The organism is Leptospira dzoumogneensis (assembly GCF_004770895.1).
In the GTDB taxonomy this organism is placed as follows: domain Bacteria; phylum Spirochaetota; class Leptospiria; order Leptospirales; family Leptospiraceae; genus Leptospira_B; species Leptospira_B dzoumogneensis.
Genome location: NZ_RQHS01000012.1, coordinates 57,888 through 81,579 on the forward strand (window position 1 = coordinate 57,888; position 23,692 = coordinate 81,579).

The 23,692-nt window shown below is 40.8% G+C and carries 15 protein-coding genes; 11 read left to right on the forward strand and 4 right to left on the reverse strand.

The window, feature by feature from the left end:
• Positions 1-282 precede the first annotated feature (282 nt).
• From EHR06_RS08100 to recD, 3 genes are read left to right on the forward strand one after another with little or no spacing between them, the layout of a single operon-like run.
• Positions 283-3,684: an exodeoxyribonuclease V subunit gamma gene (locus EHR06_RS08100; RefSeq protein ID WP_135756532.1), complete on the forward strand. Its 3,402-nt coding sequence runs from the start codon at positions 283-285 to the stop codon at positions 3,682-3,684.
• Positions 3,671-7,330 (forward strand): UvrD-helicase domain-containing protein, encoded by a 3,660-nt coding sequence (locus EHR06_RS08105; RefSeq protein ID WP_135756533.1) that lies wholly within the window; start codon positions 3,671-3,673, stop codon positions 7,328-7,330. The genes EHR06_RS08100 and EHR06_RS08105 overlap by 14 nt, the downstream gene beginning before the upstream one ends.
• Positions 7,327-9,114, forward strand: a complete 1,788-nt coding sequence (recD, locus tag EHR06_RS08110) for an exodeoxyribonuclease V subunit alpha (RefSeq protein ID WP_135756534.1) — start codon at positions 7,327-7,329, stop codon at positions 9,112-9,114. Before EHR06_RS08105 ends, recD begins: the two co-directional genes overlap by 4 nt.
• Position 9,115: 1 nt before the next feature.
• On the opposite strand, the gene EHR06_RS08115 is transcribed toward recD, so the two are convergent.
• Together EHR06_RS08115 and EHR06_RS08120 are read right to left on the reverse strand one after the other, a co-directional pair.
• Positions 9,116-11,956 (reverse strand): adenylate/guanylate cyclase domain-containing protein, encoded by a 2,841-nt coding sequence (locus EHR06_RS08115; RefSeq protein ID WP_135756535.1) that lies wholly within the window; start codon positions 11,954-11,956, stop codon positions 9,116-9,118.
• 72 nt (positions 11,957-12,028) lie between these two features.
• Positions 12,029-12,502 carry an STAS domain-containing protein gene (locus tag EHR06_RS08120; RefSeq protein WP_135756536.1) on the reverse strand — a complete coding sequence of 158 codons (474 nt, stop codon included), beginning with the start codon at positions 12,500-12,502 and terminating at the stop codon, positions 12,029-12,031.
• A gap of 105 nt (positions 12,503-12,607) precedes the next feature.
• On the opposite strand from EHR06_RS08120, the gene EHR06_RS08125 reads away from it, so the two are divergent.
• The 8 genes from EHR06_RS08125 (at position 12,608) to EHR06_RS08165 (ending at position 21,839) form a co-directional block, all read left to right on the forward strand.
• Complete coding sequence (locus tag EHR06_RS08125; protein ID WP_135756537.1) at positions 12,608-14,494, forward strand: polysaccharide biosynthesis protein; 1,887 nt, start codon at positions 12,608-12,610, stop codon at positions 14,492-14,494.
• The gene (locus EHR06_RS08130) at positions 14,487-14,966 is read left to right on the forward strand and encodes a ClpXP protease specificity-enhancing factor SspB (RefSeq protein WP_135756763.1); all 480 of its coding nucleotides are present in this window, start codon (positions 14,487-14,489) and stop codon (positions 14,964-14,966) included. Before EHR06_RS08125 ends, EHR06_RS08130 begins: the two co-directional genes overlap by 8 nt.
• Positions 14,963-16,570: an NCS2 family permease gene (locus EHR06_RS08135; RefSeq protein ID WP_135756538.1), complete on the forward strand. Its 1,608-nt coding sequence runs from the start codon at positions 14,963-14,965 to the stop codon at positions 16,568-16,570. Before EHR06_RS08130 ends, EHR06_RS08135 begins: the two co-directional genes overlap by 4 nt.
• Before the next feature lie 80 nt (positions 16,571-16,650).
• Positions 16,651-17,562 (forward strand): protease HtpX, encoded by a 912-nt coding sequence (gene htpX, locus EHR06_RS08140; RefSeq protein ID WP_135756539.1) that lies wholly within the window; start codon positions 16,651-16,653, stop codon positions 17,560-17,562.
• 99 nt (positions 17,563-17,661) lie between these two features.
• On the forward strand, positions 17,662-18,195 hold the full coding sequence (locus EHR06_RS08145; RefSeq protein ID WP_100710892.1) for an adenine phosphoribosyltransferase: 534 nt from the start codon (positions 17,662-17,664) through the stop codon (positions 18,193-18,195).
• 7 nt (positions 18,196-18,202) lie between these two features.
• Positions 18,203-19,663, forward strand: a complete 1,461-nt coding sequence (locus EHR06_RS08150) for a S1C family serine protease (RefSeq protein ID WP_135756540.1) — start codon at positions 18,203-18,205, stop codon at positions 19,661-19,663.
• Between the two features lie 3 nt (positions 19,664-19,666).
• Complete coding sequence (locus tag EHR06_RS08155) at positions 19,667-21,193, forward strand: S1C family serine protease (RefSeq protein ID WP_135756541.1); 1,527 nt, start codon at positions 19,667-19,669, stop codon at positions 21,191-21,193.
• Positions 21,194-21,488: 295 nt separating this feature from the next.
• Entirely contained in the window at positions 21,489-21,839 is a 351-nt protein-coding gene (locus tag EHR06_RS08165; RefSeq protein WP_135756543.1) for an LB_289 family protein, read from the forward strand.
• A 49-nt stretch (positions 21,840-21,888) separates the two neighbouring features.
• On the opposite strand, the gene EHR06_RS08170 is transcribed toward EHR06_RS08165, so the two are convergent.
• Both EHR06_RS08170 and EHR06_RS08175 read right to left on the reverse strand, forming a co-directional pair.
• The gene (locus EHR06_RS08170) at positions 21,889-22,146 is read right to left on the reverse strand and encodes an RNA recognition motif domain-containing protein (RefSeq protein WP_086445856.1); all 258 of its coding nucleotides are present in this window, start codon (positions 22,144-22,146) and stop codon (positions 21,889-21,891) included.
• Positions 22,147-22,453: 307 nt separating this feature from the next.
• Positions 22,454-23,692 (reverse strand): AZOBR_p60025 family cell surface glycopolymer formation protein, encoded by a 1,239-nt coding sequence (locus tag EHR06_RS08175; protein WP_135756544.1) that lies wholly within the window; start codon positions 23,690-23,692, stop codon positions 22,454-22,456.

Sequence of the window (23,692 nt, forward strand, 5' to 3'; positions counted from 1 at the left end):
CGAACTTCTCCCTGGATTTCCTTTGTATAAGCCCATGGGCGAAGGTTCGCAAAACCGTCTGTGTTGTTGGCGCATGGGCGAAGTTGCGCCAAGCCCTCTGAGTTCCTTTCGCTCACGACCGATAAACCCGCCTATCCCCCAACTTCCGATAATCAGGATTATGTCGCATTAAATAAAATCATTCCGATTGGCGATTTACAAGCCTTTAAGAGCTCCCCTCTCGGACCAAAACTTTGTTTTACCGGTCCGTAATTTCTGAATTTTTGGTAGAACCGATCGAAGATGAGCATACGAGTACATAGTTCCGACAATCTTGCGGATTTATCCGAAGCATTATCCGGATCCTTGAGAGAAGAGATCTCTAGGCAGGACGGACTGTATTCTCCGACTGTGATCATCCCAAACAAAAGTATGGAGACATGGTTGAACCTGGATCTGGTCCATAGATTCGGTGTGGTATTCAATATCAGATTTTTGTTCTTGGAAAAGTTTTTAGAAGAGCTTCTTCTCGAAAAATATTCTCCGGAGATCGATCCAAAATCCAGACCGTTCCTCCAAGGCGAATCCAGAAAATTCCAGATCTACGAGACCTTACTCCTAGATCAGGAATTCCTACAAAAGTATCCGATCCTCAAAAACTATCTTTTGCCTTCCGCAAGATTGACTCCGGACCCTGTCAGGCTCTTGGATCTGTCCGGACGTTTGGCAAAATATTTCAAGGACTATGAACTTCATAGACAGGACTGGATCAGGAACTGGCTGGGAGAAAAATATTCACTTCTAAGATTACCAGGAGAAGATATTTGGGAAGAAGTCGCCACCCAGTCGGAAATTTTTTTCTTCCAGAAAGAGCTCTATTCTTATCTCACAAATTCTGATCCTTCTAAAGAAACTTTGATCCAATATTCGATGAGAAATCTTGGCTTTGAGTCCAAGGTCAAAAAACATTCTCCAAAGAATGTGTATCTATTTGCGTTATCTCAACTTTCAAGTACCTATATTTCTATTTTTCAGAACCTTCTTCCTGAAATTCATTTGGAAGTTTTTCAATTCGGAGTTCCTGACGGAGAGCCGGTCACCGGGACCGAAAGAAATCAAATCTGTAGAAACTGGGCGAATTCGTTTCGTTCCTTAAAAAGATCCTGGGAGATCTCCGGAGCGGAATTTTCACATTCTATTAAAAAAGAAAAACAGCCAAAAACAGTTTTATCCGAGTTCAAAGAATATCTTGGACGATCAGAATATAAGGTAGCATCTAGACTTGTTCCTGACGAGAGCTTACAAATTTTAGAAGCACCCGGAAAAGTCAGAGAAGTAGAAGCGGTATTCCATCATATTTTATCCACTTTATCAGAATCTAAAGAAACCAAATTAACCGATTTTGGGATATTCTGTTCCGACCTTTCCGAATATAGACCCGCCTTAGAGTTTGTATTCGAAGGCGGTATACAAGCAAAACTTGCGGAGAAGTCCGGCAGCCAAATAAAGACATTACCTTATAGCATCAGGGATGTGCTCGCTTCGGAAACAAGCGCTTACATCAGCGGGATACTTTCCTTATTTCCATTACTCTCCAAGGAAAGATCCAGAGCGGATATTTTTAAACTACTTAGAAACCCTTGTTTCCAGTCCAAATGGGAATTAGAACCTTCTTGGGTAGAGGAATGGGCAAAACTTTCCGAAGACTTGGAATTATACCAAGATGATTCATTGTCGGAAGACCAACCACTTGCATTCTCTTTTCGAAAAGGTTTTTTACGTTTAGCAGCCGGGAACATATTATCAGCGGAAGAAGAGGAAGATCTGCCTGTCTCTCCTTTCGACTCTGGATCAAGTTCTTCCGTATCTACATGGATAGGGATTTGGAAACGTGTATCTTTCTTATTGGAAGAATTTGCCTCTTTAGTTTCGGATCGGACAACCTCCGGAGAAAAAATTCTAGATTCTTTATCCGATCTGCTTATAGAATTATTTTCCTCTCCTTCTTCCAATCCGATCGAAGTTGAAATAGAAAAAAATATTATAGATTCATTATATGAATTGAGATCCGTTCAATGGGATCCCAAAACTTTCAAAGATAGACTCAAATTTTTAGAGGCATTTTTCAAACAAACCGGTGGAGAGATACAAGTTCGAAAAGGACAATATCTAACCGGAGGGATTACAGTATCTTCTCTCCAACCTATGCGCCCTATCCCGTTCCGACACGTATATATTTTAGGACTGGGAGAAGGTTTATTCCCTGGAACAGACGACACCTCCGCATTCAATCTAAGACATTTAGCTCCTCGTGAAGGAGATATAAATGTAAGAGGTTTAAACCAATCTCTTTTATATGAAACGATTCTCTCCGCAAAACAAAGCCTAGTTCTATCATTCGTTGCGGAAGATATTACAAAAGACGAAAGTATTGCTCCTTCTTCTTCCTTACTTTTGCTTGAGCAGGCTTTAAAAGAAAATATATTAGTTCCTGAAACTTCCGTCAGGGTCAAAATCCCTTTAAACAAACATAGCAAAGAATACTTTATACAAAAAGAAACTTCCTCTTCAAAGTTTGCGGAGAAGTTCCGTAAAAATTACGACCTTTCTTCTTCTCTTCTCTATGGGAAAGAAGAAGATAAAGAATATTATCGCAGAACAGTGCTCGGGAATTTCCAGGCCGGTCCTTCCGTAAAAAAAGAAAATCCGGATCTAGAAACTATAGATTGGAATGATCTGGTCCGATTCGCAAAGTCTCCGCTCTCTTATCATCTGCAGAGAAGGTTCGGCTTATATTCGGAAGAAATTTCAGAATCCGAAAGTGCAACGGAGGAACCATTCCGGATCTCGGATAATTTCAAATTTATGAAAGAGTTATGGTCTTACTCAATGGAAAGAACCGAAAAGGACATCCAAAATTCCTTGGACCGGCTTTTTTCTATTTGGGAGAAAAGAGGAAATATCCCGAGAGGAATTTACGGAGATGCGGAATTTTTAACTAAATCGGAAAAGGTGGGGAAAATTTCAGAGGCAGTCTCCGAAATACTTTCGGATACGGAAATTTTATCAGGATTTACCTTCGGAGAATCTCCTAAAAAAGGGAATCTACTTTCTTTGCCTATAATTCCATTAGAAATTTCGAATGGAGCTAAGATCAATTTAACCGGTTTGAAAGAAGATGTTTTTCTAAAAAAGGAAATGGATGGTACCTTCACCCTTATACTTGTATATCCAAACTCTAAGAAAAAGTTTAAGAACTTAATCGAACCTTTTTTAATCCAATCTTTACTGGATCTGATCCCATCCCAAAATATTCCAAGGTCAGTAACTGCGATCTTTGGTTACGGAGATAAACCTGTTATACTAAACATGAATCGAGAAGGAGGAGAAATATATCGTAAAAAATTCCTCTCTGATTTGGTGTATGAATTTTATGACCAATCTATCTCTTTGGTTTCTCCCGGTATCTGGGAAGATTTTCCGGACAGAACGGAAATCGACCTAAACGATCCCCAAAATTTAAACTTACTCTCTCAAGAATACAAAACTTGGGCGCAAGAATCGGTTCAGTACGATCCTGAAATTTATTTGGATGAGATCATCCGACTTCTGCCCTACTCTCAAAATTATATAAGTGAAAAGGATTTTTATCTCTGCTTAAAACTCTATCATCCATTGGAGAAGGTTTTTTATGCAGAAAAATAAACTCGAAGCGGCTGCCAATTCTTTCGCAGACCAGATCGATATTACAAAAAACGGTTTTATAGGTGCTTCTGCCGGAACGGGAAAAACCCATACGATCGTATTCTTAGTTCTGAAAATCCTAAAAGATTCCTTTCGGGCTTCTATGGGGTCCGATAGATCTCCTTTCGGTATAGAATCTATATTAGTACTTACTTATACGGATAAGGCTGCATCCGAACTAAAAGGCAGGATCCGAGCAGAGTTAAAAAATACGATCCTAAGATTGGAAAAAATTGAATCCCCAAGCGAAGAGGAATCTAAAGAATTAGATTATTTTTTAAACCAGGCATCTCGTTTAGACCAGGCTTATATATCTACCATTCATGGATTTGCTCATAAGATCTTAAAAGAATATTCTTTAGAATCGGGCAGTTCCGAAAATTCAGAACTTATAGAAGAATTTTCCGCGGTATCCAAAGCATTGTATAGGAGAATGCGCAACGAGTTCGGTGGAAAATATCCCAAAGAACTTTTACCTTTTATACTATCTCAGGCAAATCGTTTTTATAATGACGGATTCCAAGGAACCACTTGGGAAAATTTCGTGTCCGGTCTTGCAGTGAAGAAAGTTTCTTCCCCTGATTCAATCCAACTCCTTCCCCGCCCTCAAAAATTTCCGGAGATCGGTTCGATTAGAAACGTATTTTTGGAAATACAATCCATTCTTCCTAAATTTTTAGAATTCCAAGATTCTTTTAAAAAGAAAATCAACGCGAGTAAGTATAAAGCTCTTTCAAGTCGCCAAATAGAATTTCAAGATTCTTTGAGAAAACTTTTGGATTCTTCCGAACCGTTTTTACCTTTTCCGTTTACATTGGCCCTAAAAAAGATCTTGGATCTAAAAAGAGGAGAAAGTTTCGGCATAGGATCCATTCTTCTTTCAGACGATGAATTAAAAACCGCAAGCGGCGAATCCGGGTATCTTTCTTATATATTAGAAAGAGAGAAGATCCGGAAACTTTCCGAAAATTTAAGCTCTTTAGGATCTTCTCTATCTTCTTTCCTAATTTCTCTCGCGGAAGATATAGCGGAAGATTCAGTCAAGATCAAGGAAGAAGAAAATTCGATCACATACGGGGATATGATCCTAGGGCTTTCCAATTCCTTGGAAAAAAATCCTGAATTAGTTTCCGAATTAAAAAAACGTTTTCGTTTCGGGATTATAGACGAATTCCAAGATACCGATCCGGATCAATATAATATTTTCAGAATATTATTCTTAGAAAAGTCCGGCGGTATCGAAGCGGAAGGAAAACTTTTCCTGATCGGAGATGCAAAACAATCTATCTACGGGTTCAGGGGAGCGGACCTAGGAACTTATCTCACTGCAAAAAAAGAATTCGATATAGGCGGAAAATTTGCGGATTCTTCTATCGTTTATCCGGAACTGGATACGAATCGCAGATCTTTGCCGGAGCTAATCTCTTCCTATAATTCGATTTTTGGAAGTGTAAAAGGAGAATGGTTCCCGATTGGAGAAACCGGATTTTTGCCGATTGAATATGTGAACGTAAAATCTCCCGAAACTCCTGGAAAAGCGATTTTATATTCGGATAAAAGTAATCGAGCCGCCTTAAATGCATTTTCTCTTTCTAAAGAAAGTAATGCAGACAGACTGAAAGACCAATATTCCAAATTTTTAGCAGAGGAAATAATCCATCTGGTTTCCGAAAAATCGGAGATCTATATTAAAAAAGAAGGATATTCCTCTCCTGAAAAATTGAGTTGGTCCGATATTTCAGTTCTGGTCCGAGGAGAAAACGATTCCGAATTCCTAAAAAGACAATTCAAGGCAAGAGGGATCCCATATACTTATCCAAAACAAACCGGACTATTCGGGTCTCCGGAAGCGATCCGAATTAGAGAGATCCTTCAATGTTTAAACGAAGAAGGAAGCAGGGATTCATTTTATAAACTATTAATATCCGATCTGTTCTGCGTACGCCCGGAGGACCTTCAAAATTTCGAAGAATATCCGATCGAGTCCGGGGAAAAAAGACTTTTAGAAACCTGGAGAAAATTCTCCCGAAAAAAAGATTTTCCGGGCCTGTTCAGTTCTATCCTGACTGAAAGCAGGCTGGCTTCTCCCCTTCCGGAGGAATCCAGACAAGACTGGGAAAGAAAGATCACAAACTTCAAACAGATCTTTTTCTTCTTAACCGAAAAAGCGTCCAAATCGGACCAAAGTTTAGGACAACTAATCGTTTATTTGGAATCCAAGATGGTGTCCAAAGAAGATGAAAAAGATTATTTAGAAAAGGATTCGGAAGAAGATAGAGTTAAAATTTTTACGATCCATTCCTGCAAAGGTTTAGAATTTCCGATCGTGTTTTTATTCGGCGGATTTTCAGGCTGGGGCACACAGAGAAAAAAATTCTCAGAGTACAGAGAAGGCGAAAAACGTATTATAGATCTGGAAAATAATAAGGAAGAGATCTCAGTTTTTAATACGATCAACGAAGATAAAAGACTCTACTATGTGGCTTTAACTCGGGCAATGTACAAATTCTATTTTCCATTGCTTGCCGAACCGGATCCAAAACGCCCTTTGGAATTATTTCGAAAATCCTTTCATGCGTCAGTTCCCGAATTTCCGAAAAATTCTTCCGTAGCAAGATTCTGGGAGAATGAAGAAGGAAAATACGAACATGAATGGATTAGAGATCATAAAACGATCACCGGATTAACGACAAATCCAATAAAAGAAGAAGGTTCCGAAATTTTACGTTCCGTGGAGATCTGGCCGGACAAAGCGGAAAAGAGAAAGATTATCCTAGAAAGTTATTCTTCTTTGGACTCGTTTTTTACTTCGGAAGGGTCCGGATTCCAAGTCTCTGAAACAAAAACATTCAAAATGGATGAAACACCCGAAGAATCTAAGGAAGAAGAACTCCCCTCCTCCAATAAAATGGGAAATTTACTTCATCAACTTTTGGAAACGGAAGATTTTATTATATATAAAAACGCAAAGTCCGCGGCACAAATCCCGGAAAATACTTTGAAATCATATAAGAATATTCTAAAGTCTTATGGATACGGAAACAGCTCGGAACAACTGGAGCGATTTGCCCAAAAGGTCTCTGAAATCTTTTGGAATACTCTCAATACACCATTATCTCATTCTGAAAAGAGCATCTCACTTTCGGAAATTTCTCCTTCCGAAAGAAAGCATGAGGTGGATTTCTTTTTGAAAATCCCGGAACAAACAGGTGCTTCCGACTTATTAAAAGGAACCTTGGATTTAATATTTCTTTCGGAAGGAAAATATTGGATCTTAGATTGGAAGTCCAACCTTCTATCTTCCAATTTCGGAGAAGATCCTTATTCGGAGATCCACCTGAAAGAAAAAATCCAAGAATCCTACTCTTTGCAGATGGCAATCTATTCAGTAGTTTTGGATGATTGGTTAAAATTCAAGTATGGAAATGAGTACGATCCTAAACTTTTAGGAGGAATGTACTTTGTATTTCTCCGAGGAACGGATCCGAACAGACCCGGGCGAGGCTTGTTTTACCAGGATATAGATCCTGAATTTGTAAAAGTTTCTAAAAACAAAATAAAAGAAACATTAGATCTGAAAAATAGAATTTCGGCGGAAAAAGAATGAAAGAAGGATCCCTCGAAACAATTTTAGATCAGGAATATGCAGGATTTCTCACCAAAGAATTTTCACATTTTGCAAAAGAAATCCCATATGAAGTTTTATTCTCCTGGAATCTTTCCCTGATCCAAGCGTCAAAAACGGGAAATCTTGCGATCCCATTCTCTGAAAAAAATACAATCCCGGATATTTTATTCAAAAAGAGGGATAGTCTATTATATTTTTCTAAAGTATTTGGACAGTTAACCGCAGTAGAAGACGGTTTTGCGAACTTGCTCAAAACTATCCCCGCTACAAAGTCTGAAAAGATAAAAGAAGTTTTAAAAGAACTAATCTCTTCTAACCCTCTTGCAATCAAAAGAGGAAATAAAGAATATATACTCTGCGGAGATGGGGAACAAAAAGAAGCCTTAGAAAAAGCACTTCAATATCCATTTTTTGTTCTTACAGGTGGACCAGGCACAGGAAAAACCACGGTAGTCGCAAACGTAATCCGCGGGCTTTTACGTTTAGGTTATAATTTTAAGCAGATCGGACTTGCGGCACCTACAGGACGCGCCGCCCAAAGATTAAAAGAATCCTTAGAAAACACGATCTCAAATATTCGTACAAAAAATAAATTGGATGATTCCATTTCTGAAATCCCAACTTCCACATTACATAGGCTTTTAGAGTATAATCCTAGAAAAAGAAACTATAAATACGGTAAAAATTTTCCACTCCCCTATCGGGTCATCATCTTGGACGAGGTTTCCATGGTGGATCTGCATATGATGTATAGATTGATGGAAGCTCTGCCTATCGGTTCGGAAAATTTCAGATTTATACTTTTAGGAGATCCGAACCAATTGCCAAGCGTAGAAGCAGGAGCTGTCCTATCCGATATAGTTAAGTCTTTAAAAAAGATAAATTCCGAAAACCTAGTAGAATTAAAAACAAGTCATAGACAGGAGGAGGAATTTTCTTCTATCTCCAAAGCGGCTGAACTTTGTGTAAAAGAGAATATTTCTTTTTCGGAATTCCAGGAAAATCTTCCTAAAACTTTACAGTTAGATCCTATTTTTACCGGTTCGGGAAACGAAGATCTAAAAGGTTTTTATCAGATCCGATTGGATTACAAAAAAGAATGGAAAGAATTTTTAAAAAGAACTGCGGAAGATAAAATTCTACCTATATTCTCCAAACTTCCAAACCCGAATTCTCCTCGGGAATTAAAAGAATATTTAAACAAAGATCTAAATCGATTCAAGATACTTACGATTCTTAGAAATGGGATTTTCGGAAGTGAATTCATCAATAAAGAATTAACGGAGTTAATACTACATCATAAAAAAGGAAATTTAGTACAGATCGGAACTAAAACGTATTTTTCAGGACTTCCAATACTTATCACAAAAAATGATAGAGTGAGAGGAGTGTATAACGGGGATACCGGCCTCGTTTTAGAGGTCCAAACTCCGAATGGAGGAACTGAACTCAGGGCCCTATTTTTTATAGAAGGAGAGATCCGAGATTTTGCACTGGATACACTTCCTCCTCATGAGCCTGCGTTTGCGGTCACAGTTCATAAATCCCAGGGTTCCGAATATGATTCCGTTTTTATAATATATCCTCCTGATCCGGCCGACCTGAATAAGGAAGAAGTTTCTTTGGAACTTTTCAAAAAGGAAATACTATATACCGCGATCACTAGAGCAAAACGTTCTGCGTTTTTGGTTTCGGAAGAAAAACTATTGGAATATTCTCTCCGAAACCGTTTTGAAAGGTTAACCGGTTTTAAATTGAGTTAATCTACTTATGATCTCTAGTATATACCCCGTCCCAAGAAGTTGGAGGTGGAGTTTTTTTATACTCGTTACATCTTTCTACAAGTAGTTGTACCGCTTTATCTTCTTTGCCTTTTGCTTTTTCGGATTCTTTGAATTTTTTAACGGCAGGATCCCATTTACGATCCAAGTACAATGCTAAACCTTCTTCATATAGGCCTATAATTTCTTTTTTGGCGGAGGCAACACCTTTCAATTCTGAGATTGCTTCATACAAGATCACAGGTTCATTCTTACCCTTTACTCGGACTAGATCCAGCTTTCTAGTAAAAATAGAATCCTTAATCTCGGAATGGACCGAATCAGAAACCAAGACGGAAACTCCATAGTCTTTACCTGCGGCTTCCAAGCGGGCAGCAAGATTTACCGTATCTCCCATCATTGTATAAGATGCGAGAGCATCCGTTCCCATGAACCCGACTTTGGCAAGCCCGGTATTCAAACCGATCCGGATCTGCATATCTCTTGCATCCGGAATATATTTTTGGGCCTTCTTCCAACCGGATCGTAATTCTTCCAGTTTATCCAACATTTTAATCGATGCACGGGTCGCTTTTAAACAATGACCTTCCACATCTACGGGTGCGTTAAAAATACCTACGATCGCGTCTCCGATGTACTTATCCAAAACACCGTCATGATCTTTTAGGATCAATGTCATTGCGGATAGATACTCATTCAGTAACTCGGATAATTCCACGGAACTTAACTTTTCGCTAATATTAGAAAATCCTGCTACATCCGAGAAGAATGCTGTCACCCTTTTTTCGGTACCTCTTTTGAGAGCAGCGAGGTCTTTCATCGCCTCTCCGATCACCACCGGATCGATCATACTTCCTAGGATACCTTTGATCTTCTCCCTTTCTCTAAGACCGGTCACCATTTGGTTGAGTGCGACGGAAAGGTTTCCGAATTCGTCACTTCCACCCTGCTCGAATTCTACGTTTAGATTTCCTTTTCCTACTTGTTCCGCATTCCGGATCAGACGTTTGATCTTTTGGACCACAAAACCGGAAATAAACACGGCTAAAAAAATGGAAAATCCGCAAATCCCTAATGCGGAAAGTACTGCTCTGTCTCTGTTACGCCGAATGGATTCCAAACCTTCCGTTCTATCCACTACCGTTCGGATCACTCCTGAAAAATTGGAGGCCAATACGACCGTAGGAAGATCATCGGACACCTCTGAAATTAAAGGTGTCGAGTCCAATTTCCAGAGTACCTGTTCTGCTTCCGTTCTACTGTTCCCGATGATCCCGTCCGGAAAGAGAGCTTTTAATTTTGTTGTAGGAGTTTCACTTTCTCCGGAATAGATCCATTCTCTGACGGAATTCCAACGTTTTTGGAAAACTTCTTTTCCTTCTTCCGATTGAACCGATTTCCCATAGTCGGAACCGTCCGGCCTAAATCTAAGTAAGATCTGATCTTCTAAAGCGGAATCTCGAATGGAACCGAAAGATTCCACTTCCAACGCCTCCTCTTCTTTAGGAGGATTATTCCTTAAATAAGTAGCGTATAATAAATTTCTTTTACGAACTAATGCAGCATATTTTGTGTATTGGTTCTTAAATTCTTTGTCTTTAAAAGGAGGGATAGGCGGCTTCTTCTCTTTTAACTCTTTCAGTCTGGTTTCTAATATAGGAGGAATTTTAGAAAGTTCTGATAGAATTTCCTGCTCTTCTCTTAGATAATTTGTCCAAGGTCCGAGTGTACTTCTTCTGGATTCCAAAAGTTTAGCTCTTTCAGTAGATGCAGGATTTCTAAAATGAGGAGAATATAAAGCCTGCAATTCCAAACCGTTTTGTTGGAAAGAAGTAGGACGTATCTCTCCTAAAACTCCGGCTCCTTCTAAAAGAGAACTTAAGGCAGATTTTAAACCTTCTTCCAAATTCTCTTCCATAGGAGCTTGGTTCAAAGAAGATTCTGAATCGAAAATTTTAGTATCTAAAGTAGGCTCGGAAGCTTCTCCTGGAATGATACCTGAAACCGGAAATGTTTGGATCCTAAATCTGCCTGTATCTAATCCTAATTCTTTGATCTTTCTTTTTTTGGAATCCGCAAGAATGGAGACTATATTCTCATCCAGATCGGATCTAAGCTTTCGAGCTAAAATTAACTTTTTACGAAGTTCTTCTTCCGAGGCGGAGATCTCAGTATGATCCGGTTTTTCCTGATTTTCTTTTAATTCGCTCAGGCGTTTTCGGATCTGGTTCGCTTCTCTATCGGCGAATACGAATTTTTTAGCCATTGCTTGGAGACGTGCGAATTCTTTATCACTGACAACTTCTTCCCCGCCTTGTTGCAGCTGCAGCCGGATATTCTTTTCCAGGACTTGTATATCATCTTTGGAAAGATAAGCTGAATAATACGTATCCAAAGTTTTACGGACCGTGTTTTTGCCCAAGGCACCGAACAAACTGGTCTTGATGCCGAAAAAGGAGACTTTCTTTTCCTGGACTACGGTCTTGGTTGTTTTATATTTTTTTAATGCTTCCGTTTGTTTACTGACCCGGTCGCGAAATTCTTCGATCCGGATCAAACTTTGGGAAATATTATCCAATTCCAGAACGAGAGAAGAGATATATTTTCTGGAAATAGCAGCTTCTCTATCGTAACTTTCAGTGAGGATCTCGGTTTGTTGTCTCACGTAAATAAAGGAAAGTATAAGAATTGTAAGAACGATCAGACTCCCGGTAAACCAGGCGAGTTTCGCTCGTATCCCGGAATAAAATAGTCTCGGAAGAACTAGAGTAAGATCTAGGATTTTTTGCCCGAAACTCTGCTTGTGAGAAGTCTGTGTACCCATATAATAGTAACAGCGCCAGTCCGAATTTTTTCTGGCAAGCCTATAAAATTTGGAAATTTATTTCCGAATGGATTAGAACAATTTTTCGTAACTAGCCGTTCTATAGTCTGCGGTCAGGTAGAAGGTATGGTCGCAGGACGGACAACGATAGTTTCCTTTCCCCTGCACTCTCAAAATCTGGAGGCAAGCCGGGCAGGCCGTAGTACTTTCGTTAGGTTCCGCCGGGTTCGAAATTTGTCCGGAGACTAGATAATATTTTGCTTCTTCTCTAGTTTTGAAGTATGGTATCTTTTCTCTAAGTCCCAGGCGATTCCAATCTCCCATCAGACTCTCGGACAATCCGCAGGCTGCATATTGGGAACTCAAATGAGTGAGAGAAGAATTTTTGAGAGAAAGTAAACCGTTCTCGTCCCAGACTTGCAGGTCTCTGGCATCGAGTAGAATTTTATGGGGCTCACTTCGAAGTAAAGGATCCGTTTTTTCTCGGAAAGAGTTCCCGAGTATGGAATCCAGTTTGCCTTGTAAATTGACGATCAATTCTTTCACTAGAATAAAAGCCCTTTAAAGTTTCGAATCAGATCGGGTTTTTAAGCAACCCAAAAAACTCAAAAAGATTGGACTTTTCCTCACCTGCGACATTTTTTTTACTTAATGGGACAATGGAATCGTCGAAGCCTTCTCTTCCCTTTGGATTTAAGCTTCATGATCCTCTCCTATTTTTTAGCCCACCTGATCCGTTTCGAATCCACCGTATTTCTGCAGGAGCCTAACGACTTTTTTATCCCACTTTTGATCGTAGTAGCTTGTCGTTCTCTAGTATTTCTATTTTCGAATATTTACAGATCTATCTGGGCTTACGCTTCCATCCATGACCTAGTGGAGATTATCAAGACCACCATTCTTTCTTCACTGATCTCGAATACCGCACTTTTATTCTATAACGGATTCGAACATCTTTCCAGAATGATCCCTGTCATAGATACACTTCTTCTTTTAGGATTTTTGTGTATCCGCAGCCTTTCTTGGAGACTAGTGAGAGACCAGTACATTCTGCGCAAAAAAAAAGGAGAAGGAATTCCAACACTCATTCTAGGCGCCGGAAAAACTGGAGCCACACTTCTTACGGAATTAAGAAGGCATAACGATCTGAACCTTCTCCCCTTAGGACTCCTAGATGATGACGAATCCAAGATCGGAGCGCATATCCAAGGTGTACCGGTTTTAGGAAAAATGGACCAGGCGGAGTCTCTCATCCGCTCTCTGGAAATCAAAAAGGTGCTGATCGCATTCAGCAATCCGGATGGAAAGCAGATCGGTAAACTCATCAAAAGTTTCGAATCTGAAAATGTGGATTTTAAGATCCTTCCTTCCTTGGGTTCTCTATTTTTTGATCCTCCAAAAGTACAACAATTAAGAGAGATCCGAGTAGAAGACGTGCTCGGTCGTCCGGTTGTGGATCTAGAAATAGAATCCATCCGTTCTTATATCGCGGGTAAAACCGTTCTAATCACAGGTGCAGGCGGATCTATCGGAAGCGAATTATGCAGACAAGTTGCAGTATTTCATCCTGCAAAAATGATCCTACTCGATTCCGCAGAAACTCCTCTTTATGAAATCGATTACGAACTCAGAAAAGTTTTTAAAGACAGCGGGATCCAATTCAGAGCGGTAATCGCAGATATTAAAAATCCGTTGAGGATAAGTTCTGTTTTTGAGTCGGATCGTCCCCAAGTAGTATTTCATTCCGCGGCTTACAAACATGTACCCATGATGGAGATCAATCCATCCGAAGCGGTTTTAAATAATGTACTAGGAACCAAAAACTTAGCGGATATCTCGCGTATTTATGGGACCGAACGTTTTGTTTTAATTTCCACAGACAAGGCAGTCAATCCAGTAAACATAATGGGCGCTTCCAAGAGAGTTGCGGAGTTATATCTGCAGGCGATCTCCCAAGGCACCAAAACAAAATTTATCACAGTAAGATTCGGTAACGTGTTAGGTTCCAGCGGTTCGGTCATTCCTAGATTCAGAGAACAGATCAGCAATGGTGGTCCTGTGACTGTGACCCATCCTGATATTATCCGTTATTTTATGACAATCCCGGAAGCCACACAATTGGTTTTGCAAGCGGCAGCTATGGGGGAGAAGGAAGAAATTTTTCTCTTAGATATGGGAGAACCGATCCGCATCCTAAATCTTGCGGAAGATATGATCCGACTTTCCGGATTCAGACCTTATACGGATATTCCGATCGTGTTCACAGGTTTAAGGCCTGGAGAAAAACTATTCGAAGAACTGCTGTTAGATCTAGAAGGGATCAAAAAAACACATCATCCTAAAATCAGGATTGCAGCCCCCTTAGAGGAAGGAGATCCTAGCAGCTTCCAGGCCAGATTTAACTCTTTATTAGAAGCGGCAAAATCGGATCGAGAAGAAGAGATATTCTCTTCTTTTAAAACTCTAGTGCCTGAGTATAAAATACATAAAGAATATATCAGCGAGGAATCCTCGCGTAAGTTGAAAAATGATGGATAGTCCGAATTTAGAAGACATACAAACACTTCGAGAATTCAAAAAACAACTCTTCTCGGTGTATTGGGAAAGGTTCGGCACCTTCTACGTACACGTAATGCCTCATCCGGATCTAAAGATCGGAAAAAGAGGACTCCTGGGAGAAGAGCCCGAATCAGGTATCATCCTAGTCATAGGACCCCGCGCCGCAAGAGATATCAAAATAGAAGAAGAATGGGTCTACGCTGAACTACAGTTCGGCTACACTTGGGAAGAAGTATTCCTTCCCTGGGACGGAATTTTCAGATATTTCGACAAGTCCCAACAAACAGTCACTCAAATGAGAATTTATTTAGGTAAACCGGACATTCCTCCTAAAAAAGAGGAAACATCTACGGCAGAAACCAAAGAAGAAGTTTCGGATCCTGGATCCGGATCTTCTAAACGAAAAGATAATGTAATCCAAGTAGACTTCGGGAGTAAAACAAAGAAATGAGCAAATACAAATGGTTTGTTGCCGGGGACCTGGATGGATTCTTCGGCCTGATGATCGATAACCTGATCCAAATTTTGGTTCTGGTAGCTTTGTGTATCGGTTTTTGTGGAATGCCTCAGGACTTCGTATTCAGAGTGGTGATCCCTGGAGCTGCGATCTCTCTTTTAGTCGGAAATATTTTCTACGCTTGGCAGGCAAGACAACTCTCAATTTCTGAAAACAGAAGTGATGTAACTGCATTACCTTACGGGATCAATACGGTTTCTTTATTTGCATTCGTCTTTTTCGTAATGTTCCCGGTTTACCAAAAAACGAATAGTTATAAAGCTGCTTGGTCTATCGGACTTCTAGCAAGTTTTCTATCCGGTTTGATCGAATTTTTCGGGGCATTTGTTGCGGAGAAGATCCGCAAGGCAACTCCAAGAGCTGCGCTTCTTTCTGCGTTAGCCGGGATTGCACTTACATTTATCTCCATGGACTTTTTGGTCCGTACATTCTTAAATCCACTGGTTGCATTTGTTCCATTCGGAATTATTCTTTTACAATATTTCGGAAGAGTGGTATTTCCATTTAAGATCCCTGGCGGACTTATCTCCGTAATCGTGGGAACCTTATTAGCCTGGTATCTTCCCCATATCACCGGAAAACAGATGATGGACGGAGCTGCCTTACATTCTTCCATCGATTTTGGATTTAATTTTCCGGTATGGAGCGGAGTAGATCTATTCGAGGCTTGGAACCAGATCGGTATCAGAGAATATCTATCTGTGATCTTGCCTATGGGAATTTTTAACGTAATCGGTTCTTTACAAAATATAGAATCCGCAGAAGCAGCAGGAGATAAATACAATACCAGAAATTCTCTTATGATGAACGGTGTTGGAACAATTGTAGGTTCTTTGTTCGGATCTCCTTTCCCTACTACAATTTACATCGGTCATCCAGGTTGGAAGGCACTAGGAGCTAGATCCGGTTATTCCAGTTTGAACGGAATTTTCATGACATTGATCGCGTTTTTTGGTCTGGTCAGTTTTGTATGCGCTCTCATCCCTGTGGAAGCTGGAATGGCAATCGTACTCTGGATCGGTATCGTGATCGGTGCACAAGCATTCGAAGCTACACCCACGAGACATGCACCGGCGGTTGTGATCGGACTCCTTCCTGCACTAGCCGGTTGGGGAGTATTGATGATCCAAAGTGCATTTAATTATGCAGCCCCGATTTTAGCAAAAGCGATAGAAGGAACAGAGGCCGCTTCCAAAACCCAGAATATCTGGCTTTCTACAGTGCCTCTAGACCAACCGATTTTTCCGTATTCTTTAGGCGGGCTTTTGAGTTTATCCCAAGGATTTTTACTTTCTTCCATGGTTTGGGCTGCGATCGCTACATTTGTGATCGATCGAGATTTTAAGAAGGCGATCATCGCCAGTTTGATCGGTGCATTTCTTGCCGGAACAGGATTTATACATTCTTATTCCTTGGCTGGAAACGCAATTTTGAACTCTTTTCAGCTGAACCTGGGTCCATTTGTTTGGTCATATTTATCACTTGCGGGACTTTTTCTTCTCGCTTCTTTCTTGAAGAAGGAACCTAGAGCGGTCTAATAATCACCGGAATTTAGAAGACCGGCGGGCATGGAACTACCAAAGCCCGGAAAACTTCTAAAAAGGAGAACTGTTCGCCTATGGCGCTTTTTCGTAGATTTGGATTATTCGCGTTAACTAATATCGCGGTAATTTTCACGATCGGATTACTACTCAGACTTTCCGGATTGGATGTATATTTGGCCAAGTCAGGGGTTCCTTACGCTACTACCCTTTTATTCGCAACGATCTGGGGTATGGGAGGCGCATTCATTTCTTTGCTGCTTTCCAAGTTTATGGTAAAGGCCTCCATGGGAGTCCAAGTTATCGATCCTAGAAACGCATCCGGATGGCAAAGAGATCTTTTAACTAGAGTGCAAAGATTGGCTTCAGCTGCAGGACTTCCAATGCCGGAAGTCGGGTATTATGAATCTCCCGAGATCAATGCATTCGCTACAGGACCTAGCAGGAACAGTGCGTTAGTAGCAGTATCCACCGGACTTTTGAACGGAATGGACAGCGAAGAATTGGATGGAGTTTTAGGACACGAACTTTCTCACGTAGCCAATGGAGACATGGTGACCATGACATTGGTACAAGGAGTGATCAACTCATTCGTGATCTTCTTCTCTTGGATCGTAAGTAAAGTGATCGTTTCTCAATTGAATCGTAACGATGACAGAGGATCCAGCGGTGGATTTTTCATGGAGTTCATGATCAGACAACTTCTGATGGTAGTCTTCGGACTTTTAGGCTCCATAGTTGTGGCTTACGTTTCCAGAGCTAGAGAGTTCCGCGCAGACGCAGGCGGAGCAAAATTGGCCGGAAGATCCAGCATGATCTCCGCTTTAGAAAGATTAAAAGTAGCTTTCAATAGAGATCCAATCGATCAAAGAGGAGAGACCATCGCCGCTTTGAAAATTTCTAACAGAGCCGGAGGACTTGCTTCCTTATTTGCAACCCACCCTCCTCTAGAAGAAAGAATTGCCGCTCTTAGAGCAAAAGCATACTAACCTTAAACGTCGGCCTCTCTTTTCGGGAGGCCGTTCCTATTCCCATTGAAAAAAGAATTGTTTGTTCCTTTCCGGAAAATGGAATTGGACTTCGAGCCCATGTCCATAGTTAAAAGCAAAATTCGCACGATCCCGGATTATCCCCGCAAAGGAATCCTATTCAGAGACATCACTTCCCTATTATTAGATCCGGAAGGTTTAGCTCTTACCATAGGCACTTTCGTGGACCGGTACACAGGCAAAGGAATCACTAAAGTTGCCGGAATTGAAGCAAGAGGTTTTATCATTGGTGCACCTCTCGCATTCCAATTGGGAGTAGGTTTTATACCTATCCGTAAAAAAGGAAAACTTCCTTCTGAAACTGTTTCCCAAGAATACGATCTAGAATATGGAAAAGATGTGATCGAGATCCATAAAGATTCCGTGGTTCCTGGAGACAGGATCCTGCTCATGGACGACTTGATCGCAACAGGCGGGACAATGATCGCAGCAGTTCAGTTATTACAAAAGCTGGGTGCAGAAGTTCCGGAAGTAGGAGTCATCATTGATCTTCCTGATCTGGGCGGAGCAACAAAATTAAGTAAAGATCTAGGTGTAAACGTATTCTCTATCTGCGAATTCGAAGGACATTAAGACTCTAATGCAGATCCTGAAATCCGGTCTGATTGTACTAGTATTCTCTCTTCATTTTCCTCTCTTCTCGGAAGAAAGAAGTGATTTCGATCATGTGCGTAAAGCAGTCGTACAGATCAAAGTATATTCCCAAGCATTCAGCGCATTCACCCCTTGGGCAACAGACGGGGTCCGTGCAAGTTCAGGCACTGGATTTCTGATCGGAAATAAAAGAATATTAACAAATGCTCATGTAATCTCTAATGCAAAGTATGTTCAAGTCCAAAGATATAACCAGACAGAATGGTATAGGGTCAAGATACTACATGTTGCTCATGACTGCGATCTAGCGGTTCTGGAAGCGGAAGATCCTGAATTTTATAAGGACTCCACAGACCTAAGCCTGGGAGAGATCCCTGAACTCAATTCTTCTCTTATCGTCGTAGGATACCCAATCGGAGGAAATAAGGTCTCCGTGACCAGAGGGATCGTTTCCAGAAAAGAACAATCCAAATACGAACATTCTTCCGTAGACAGTCACTTAGTTTTACAAGTGGATGCTGCGATCAATCCGGGGAACTCCGGAGGACCCGCCATCCAAAACAATAAGGTGGTAGGAGTCGCATTCCAAGTCGCCACTAAAGGGGAAAATATAGGTTATCTAATCCCTACAAAAGTGATCCGTCATTTTCTAAAGGATATAGAAGACGGAAGATACGACGGTTATGTGGAACTTGGTATCGGAACATTCAATTCTTTTAATACTTCTCTCAGAAAAGCGAAAGGTATCCCTGAAGGTCTTGAGGGAGTATTTGTAACCCGTATCCTTCCTAACGGCTCCGCAGATGGATACTTAAAAGAAGGAGATTACCTGACTGAGATAGACGGGCTCTCCATCGGAAGAAACGGGACCATTACTTTGGATAAAGACGCCCGAGTAGATTTTACGGAAACTGTAGATGATAAATATTCAGGCGAACCGATCCGATTCAAAGTATTTCGTAACGGCAAATTGATCGATGTGGAATTCAAAGCCAAAAGAATGCCCGATTTCGATTTTATGAGAAATCGTTACGATACTCCGTTCGATTATTCCATGATAGGCGGATTATTATTCCAAGAGATGACCAGAGACCTTCTAGGTGCTTGGAGCAGAAGTGGCAGCACTTCCGGAGGCAGCCAGTTCTTATACAGATACGATTATTTTATAGAAGATGGGATCGGCAGGACCAAAAAAGCGGATGTGGTACTATACAGAAAATTGGCTCATCCGGTGAATTCTTCCTCCGATTATTTCCTGAACCTGGTTTTGGAATCGGTAAACGGAGAAGAGATCAATAGCCTTGCGGATCTAAAAAGGATTCTTTCGGGATCCAAGTCCAAATTCTTAAAATTAAAATTTTTGAATATAGATCTTCCATTGATCTTGGATCGGGACGAGGCTCAAAAAGCGGATTCCCAGATCAGAAGCACCTACGGTTTGGAGTAATACGTGAGATCCAAGATCCTTCTAGTCATTATCAGCATTTGTGTTTTCAGTTCGGGATTATCCGCTAAAAAACCGAAACCTTCACCTAAATCCGTTCCGAACGGGGTCGCGTCCCAGGCAAAAGCGGAAGAAGAATACAAAAAGAGTATAGTACAAGTAAAGATCTCCTACCAAGAACCTGACTATTTCAACCCTTGGAAAAAGAAAAACCCGAAGGTAAGAAGAGGAGTCGGGATCGTAGTCCCTGGAGAAAAGATCCTACTCCCTGCACATCTACTCACCCACTCCACATTGATAGAAGTTAAAAAACATTCTTCTTATGCGGAGACAAAGGCGACCGTTTCAAGACAAGATCCGGAATCCGATCTTGCATTATTAAAAATTGAAGAAGAGAACTTCTTCAAAGATTTGATCCCTTTCGAATTCCAAAAAGAGATAGATTATCCTAGACAGGTTTCCATCTACCAATTGGACAATTCCGGTTCTATCCAATCCGCTTCAGGCGCCCTCATCAGTATGGATCTGGACCAATATCCGCAGGGAATGGTAGAACTACCGGTTTTGGATGTGAATTCCACTGAAACACTGAACGGAAACGGAGAAGTTCTATTAGAAAAAGGGAAAGTAAGCGGTATACTTTTCGACTTCTCCGGAGATAAGAACTCGGGTAGAGCGATCCCTTCCTTTTTGATCAGTAAATTTTTAGGAGATTTCGGCAAAACCGAGATCCCTTTTAAAGGTTTCCGCTATAGGCCGATCATGGACAAGGCCACTAAGGATTTTTACTCTCTCAAAACAAAAGACCAGGGGATTTTAGTAGCGGAGATCTTACCGGATAGTTCCGCGGATGGAATATTAAAGATAGGTGATGTAATCCTAGAGTTCGGCGGCAAAAAAATAGACTCCAAAGGATATTTTCATCATCCAAAATACGGTAAACAGGTTCTATCTTACATAGCTCATATAGGAGACGAATTCGGTTACCAATTAGGAAAACAGATCCCGATCAAGATCATCCGATCCGGCAAAGAAGAAGAAGTCCAACTTACCTTAAAACCGTTTCCTTATTCTTCTATCCGGATCCCTCATAGGAACATTGCACCTAAATCGGAATATTATTTCGATGGCGGTTTCCTATTCGTAGAACTTTCAGAAGGTTACCTGCTCGAATGGGGAAAGGATTGGAGATCTAAAGTAGATCGCAAACTTCTATACACTTTCGATTATCATAAGTTTAGCACAGGCGACAAAAAAGAAGGTAAATTCGTATTACTTTCCCAGGTCATTCCGGACGAATCCAATCAGGGTTATCATGAAGTTTCCGGAAGATTAGTAGATCAAGTAAACGGTAAACCTATTCAATCGGTCCAAGATATATCCAATGAAGTGAGATCTTCCAAGTCCAGGTATATTACGATTTTATTAGATGATGGAACGGATGTTGTTTTGGATAAAGAAAGCCTAAATTCGGCTAACCAAAGGATCCAAAAAGAGTACAGGATCCCTAGATCCTCAATGGGCCCTCGTTAATAGGGCCTATACTTCTTCTTTTTTTATTAACAAGTTGTACGAAAAAAGACCCAAAACTAGGGTCCTTAGGAAAGAATTTTCGTTTAGTCTCGGTCTAATTTTATAGGAATGAAAGTTTGGACTAGTTTTACTGAATTTTCCCGTTTTTGAACCGGGGTTTTTACGAATCGAATCCAAACTTACGCCAGATCGGCAGCTTGCATGAGTTTTTCTGCTCAATTTTCAAAGGGATTTTTCTTTGCCCGTGAGCTGGTTTCGAAAATATGGCAGGTATAGCCGATAAGAGAGGGTTCTTATGAAACGGACCGAATTGGAGAGACGAGAAAGAGATCTCCGCAAAGCGCAAAAAAAACAAGAGGCCCTAGATAAACGCGGAGGCGGAAACGGAGTCGGCGATTTTATCGATCAGCTTTCCGGGTTATTCCGTTACGACGCAACAGAGATCTTCAATACAAAAGACGATATCAATATTCTGGAAGTTTTGGAAGAGATGCAAATGATCCTTCCCCAGAAAAAATGGGACGATGTTCTAAAAAAATCGATTAAGAAGACAGGCGTTTTAGAAAAAGACAGAGCCTATAAAGAACTCTTAGAACTTCTGAGTGTAGAAGAGAACGAGGATGAAGAGGAAGAAGTAGGCGTTTAACCGCCTACTTTAGAGAAACTCGGGGAAGTTCCCTCCCCCGAGAAAGATCTTAATGTCTTCTTGGTTTGTTGAAAGTCTGAGGTTTTGCGATATCGATATTCAAAGTTCTACCTTTGAATTCGGTTCCGTTTAGACTATTCTTCGCGTTTTCGGCTTGCTCCTCGCTAGCCATTTCCACGAATCCGAATCCTTTACCTTCAATTACTTTCGCATAAGCTACTTCTCCGTAGTTTGCGAACAGGTCACTGATTTCCTGCTGGCGAACGGAGTAATTAAGATTTCCTACAAAGAGTTTGCGATTCTGCATGCTTTCCTCGAACAAAAAATTTAGGCAGCTTCCGACTCGCGAACCGGGACCCAATTCGCCTTTCCCATAGACCATAACACTCTTTAAGAACTGCGGATTGATTTGAATGATGGTAAAATCGCGGATAGCAGGGTTTCTAAGAGAAGCAAAGCTCGGATTTGACCGATCTGATTACAATGACACGTGCGGATTTCTGAACAGCGGACCTACAATAAGACCATTCTAATTCTTTTATAAGAAGAATCAAGTCTAAGAAAAATTTTGCTGACTTGTTTGCAAAAAAACGGGGATACAAATAGGAGCCGGATCACCAGACCAGGTGACGCAGAGGTTTGGAAATGAATGCCAATTTTATTAAAAACGAAATTAGAATGATCCCTAATAAGGCCCAATAAGTCGCGCTGGGAAGGGTATCGTCTTCTTTTTCCCAAAAAATTAATAAAGGAAGGCTGAATGTAAACATTCTGGAAACATTCTCGTAGGTGGCCCAATAGAGAACATAACCTCCCGCATACGCGGTTAATAAAAGAATTCCAAAGCCTAACCTGAATGCCAGTCCCTTCTTCCAATCCCCTTTAAATAACAGATAGGTGCCGGATAAAAGAAGAAGTACCAAAGGGAATCTGGAGAATTTTTTGATCAGAAGGATAAAATTTCGATCTTCTGAAACTAGAGCCTGTTGGAGTTCCCCGAAATATCCTAAAAGCCCCCCGAATGGATCGAAAAAATGGCCTAAACTTCCAGGTGTCCATTCCGGGAATTGGGTTCTCAGGTAGAGACTCCAGGCTGCAGGCAGGACCAAAGAAGAAGCCACCCAGGCAGTTTTTCTGAAATCTCTTTCGAATAATGCGATCAGTCCCAAAGGGAAAAACAAAAAGATTGCCTGTTCTTTTGTGAGAATTGCAAGACCGGCTAACAAGGAGAAGACCCAGAATCTTTTTTTTATAAAACACCAATATGCTAAGACGCTTAATCCCATCATCACTGTGTCGGATACAAGTAAGATATAACTCCCCAAAGCGAACGGGGAAACTAGATAGAATGAACTTAGGTATTTTTTAGGTTCGGACAATAGGTCCCGGATCGCCAAATAAGAAAGATAGAAGATCCCTAAATTTAGGATGTACATCCCGAAGATGGTTGCATTCATTCCGAACCAACCGAATGGGGAAACTAAAAGTGGATAACCTATCCTGGGCGCTCTGAAACTTGTCTCGAAACCTTGGGGCCAATCCAAACTAAAACCGGATAACATCCTAGAATAATAATAAAAGATCTGTCCATCGTAACCGGCGCCTAGATTCCCTTCCTCTCCCAAAAATACGATTGCACCCGGAGGAGTTTGATCTTTGTTTTGGTCCGCGAATTCTTTTCCGAAATTTACCTGAGAACTAGGGCTCCAGGAATATTTTTTCCATACGCAAAAAGAGGAGAATGAATACAGAATGATAAAAACTACAGTAACTAGCTTAGGATTTCCTAAAGCTGCAATCCATTCAGATCTCAGTTTCTCATTCGGTAAAAATTTAGATAATGATCCGGACAT

What these genes read in the sequence shown, in the direction of transcription:
- htpX (WP_135756539.1), top strand. Translation starts at nt 16,651, where the DNA reads ATGGCGCTTTTTCGTAGATTTGGATTATTCGCGTTAACTAATATCGCG.
- EHR06_RS08125 (WP_135756537.1), top strand. Translation starts at nt 12,608, where the DNA reads ATGGGACAATGGAATCGTCGAAGCCTTCTCTTCCCTTTGGATTTAAGC.
- EHR06_RS08150 (WP_135756540.1), top strand. Translation starts at nt 18,203, where the DNA reads ATGCAGATCCTGAAATCCGGTCTGATTGTACTAGTATTCTCTCTTCAT.
- EHR06_RS08145 (WP_100710892.1), top strand. Translation starts at nt 17,662, where the DNA reads ATGTCCATAGTTAAAAGCAAAATTCGCACGATCCCGGATTATCCCCGC.
- EHR06_RS08170 (WP_086445856.1), bottom strand. Translation starts at nt 22,146, where the DNA reads ATGCAGAATCGCAAACTCTTTGTAGGAAATCTTAATTACTCCGTTCGC.
- EHR06_RS08165 (WP_135756543.1), top strand. Translation starts at nt 21,489, where the DNA reads ATGAAACGGACCGAATTGGAGAGACGAGAAAGAGATCTCCGCAAAGCG.
- EHR06_RS08115 (WP_135756535.1), bottom strand. Translation starts at nt 11,956, where the DNA reads ATGGGTACACAGACTTCTCACAAGCAGAGTTTCGGGCAAAAAATCCTA.
- EHR06_RS08130 (WP_135756763.1), top strand. Translation starts at nt 14,487, where the DNA reads ATGGATAGTCCGAATTTAGAAGACATACAAACACTTCGAGAATTCAAA.
- EHR06_RS08100 (WP_135756532.1), top strand. Translation starts at nt 283, where the DNA reads ATGAGCATACGAGTACATAGTTCCGACAATCTTGCGGATTTATCCGAA.
- recD (WP_135756534.1), top strand. Translation starts at nt 7,327, where the DNA reads ATGAAAGAAGGATCCCTCGAAACAATTTTAGATCAGGAATATGCAGGA.
- EHR06_RS08135 (WP_135756538.1), top strand. Translation starts at nt 14,963, where the DNA reads ATGAGCAAATACAAATGGTTTGTTGCCGGGGACCTGGATGGATTCTTC.
- EHR06_RS08175 (WP_135756544.1), bottom strand. Translation starts at nt 23,692, where the DNA reads ATGTCCGGATCATTATCTAAATTTTTACCGAATGAGAAACTGAGATCT.
- EHR06_RS08105 (WP_135756533.1), top strand. Translation starts at nt 3,671, where the DNA reads ATGCAGAAAAATAAACTCGAAGCGGCTGCCAATTCTTTCGCAGACCAG.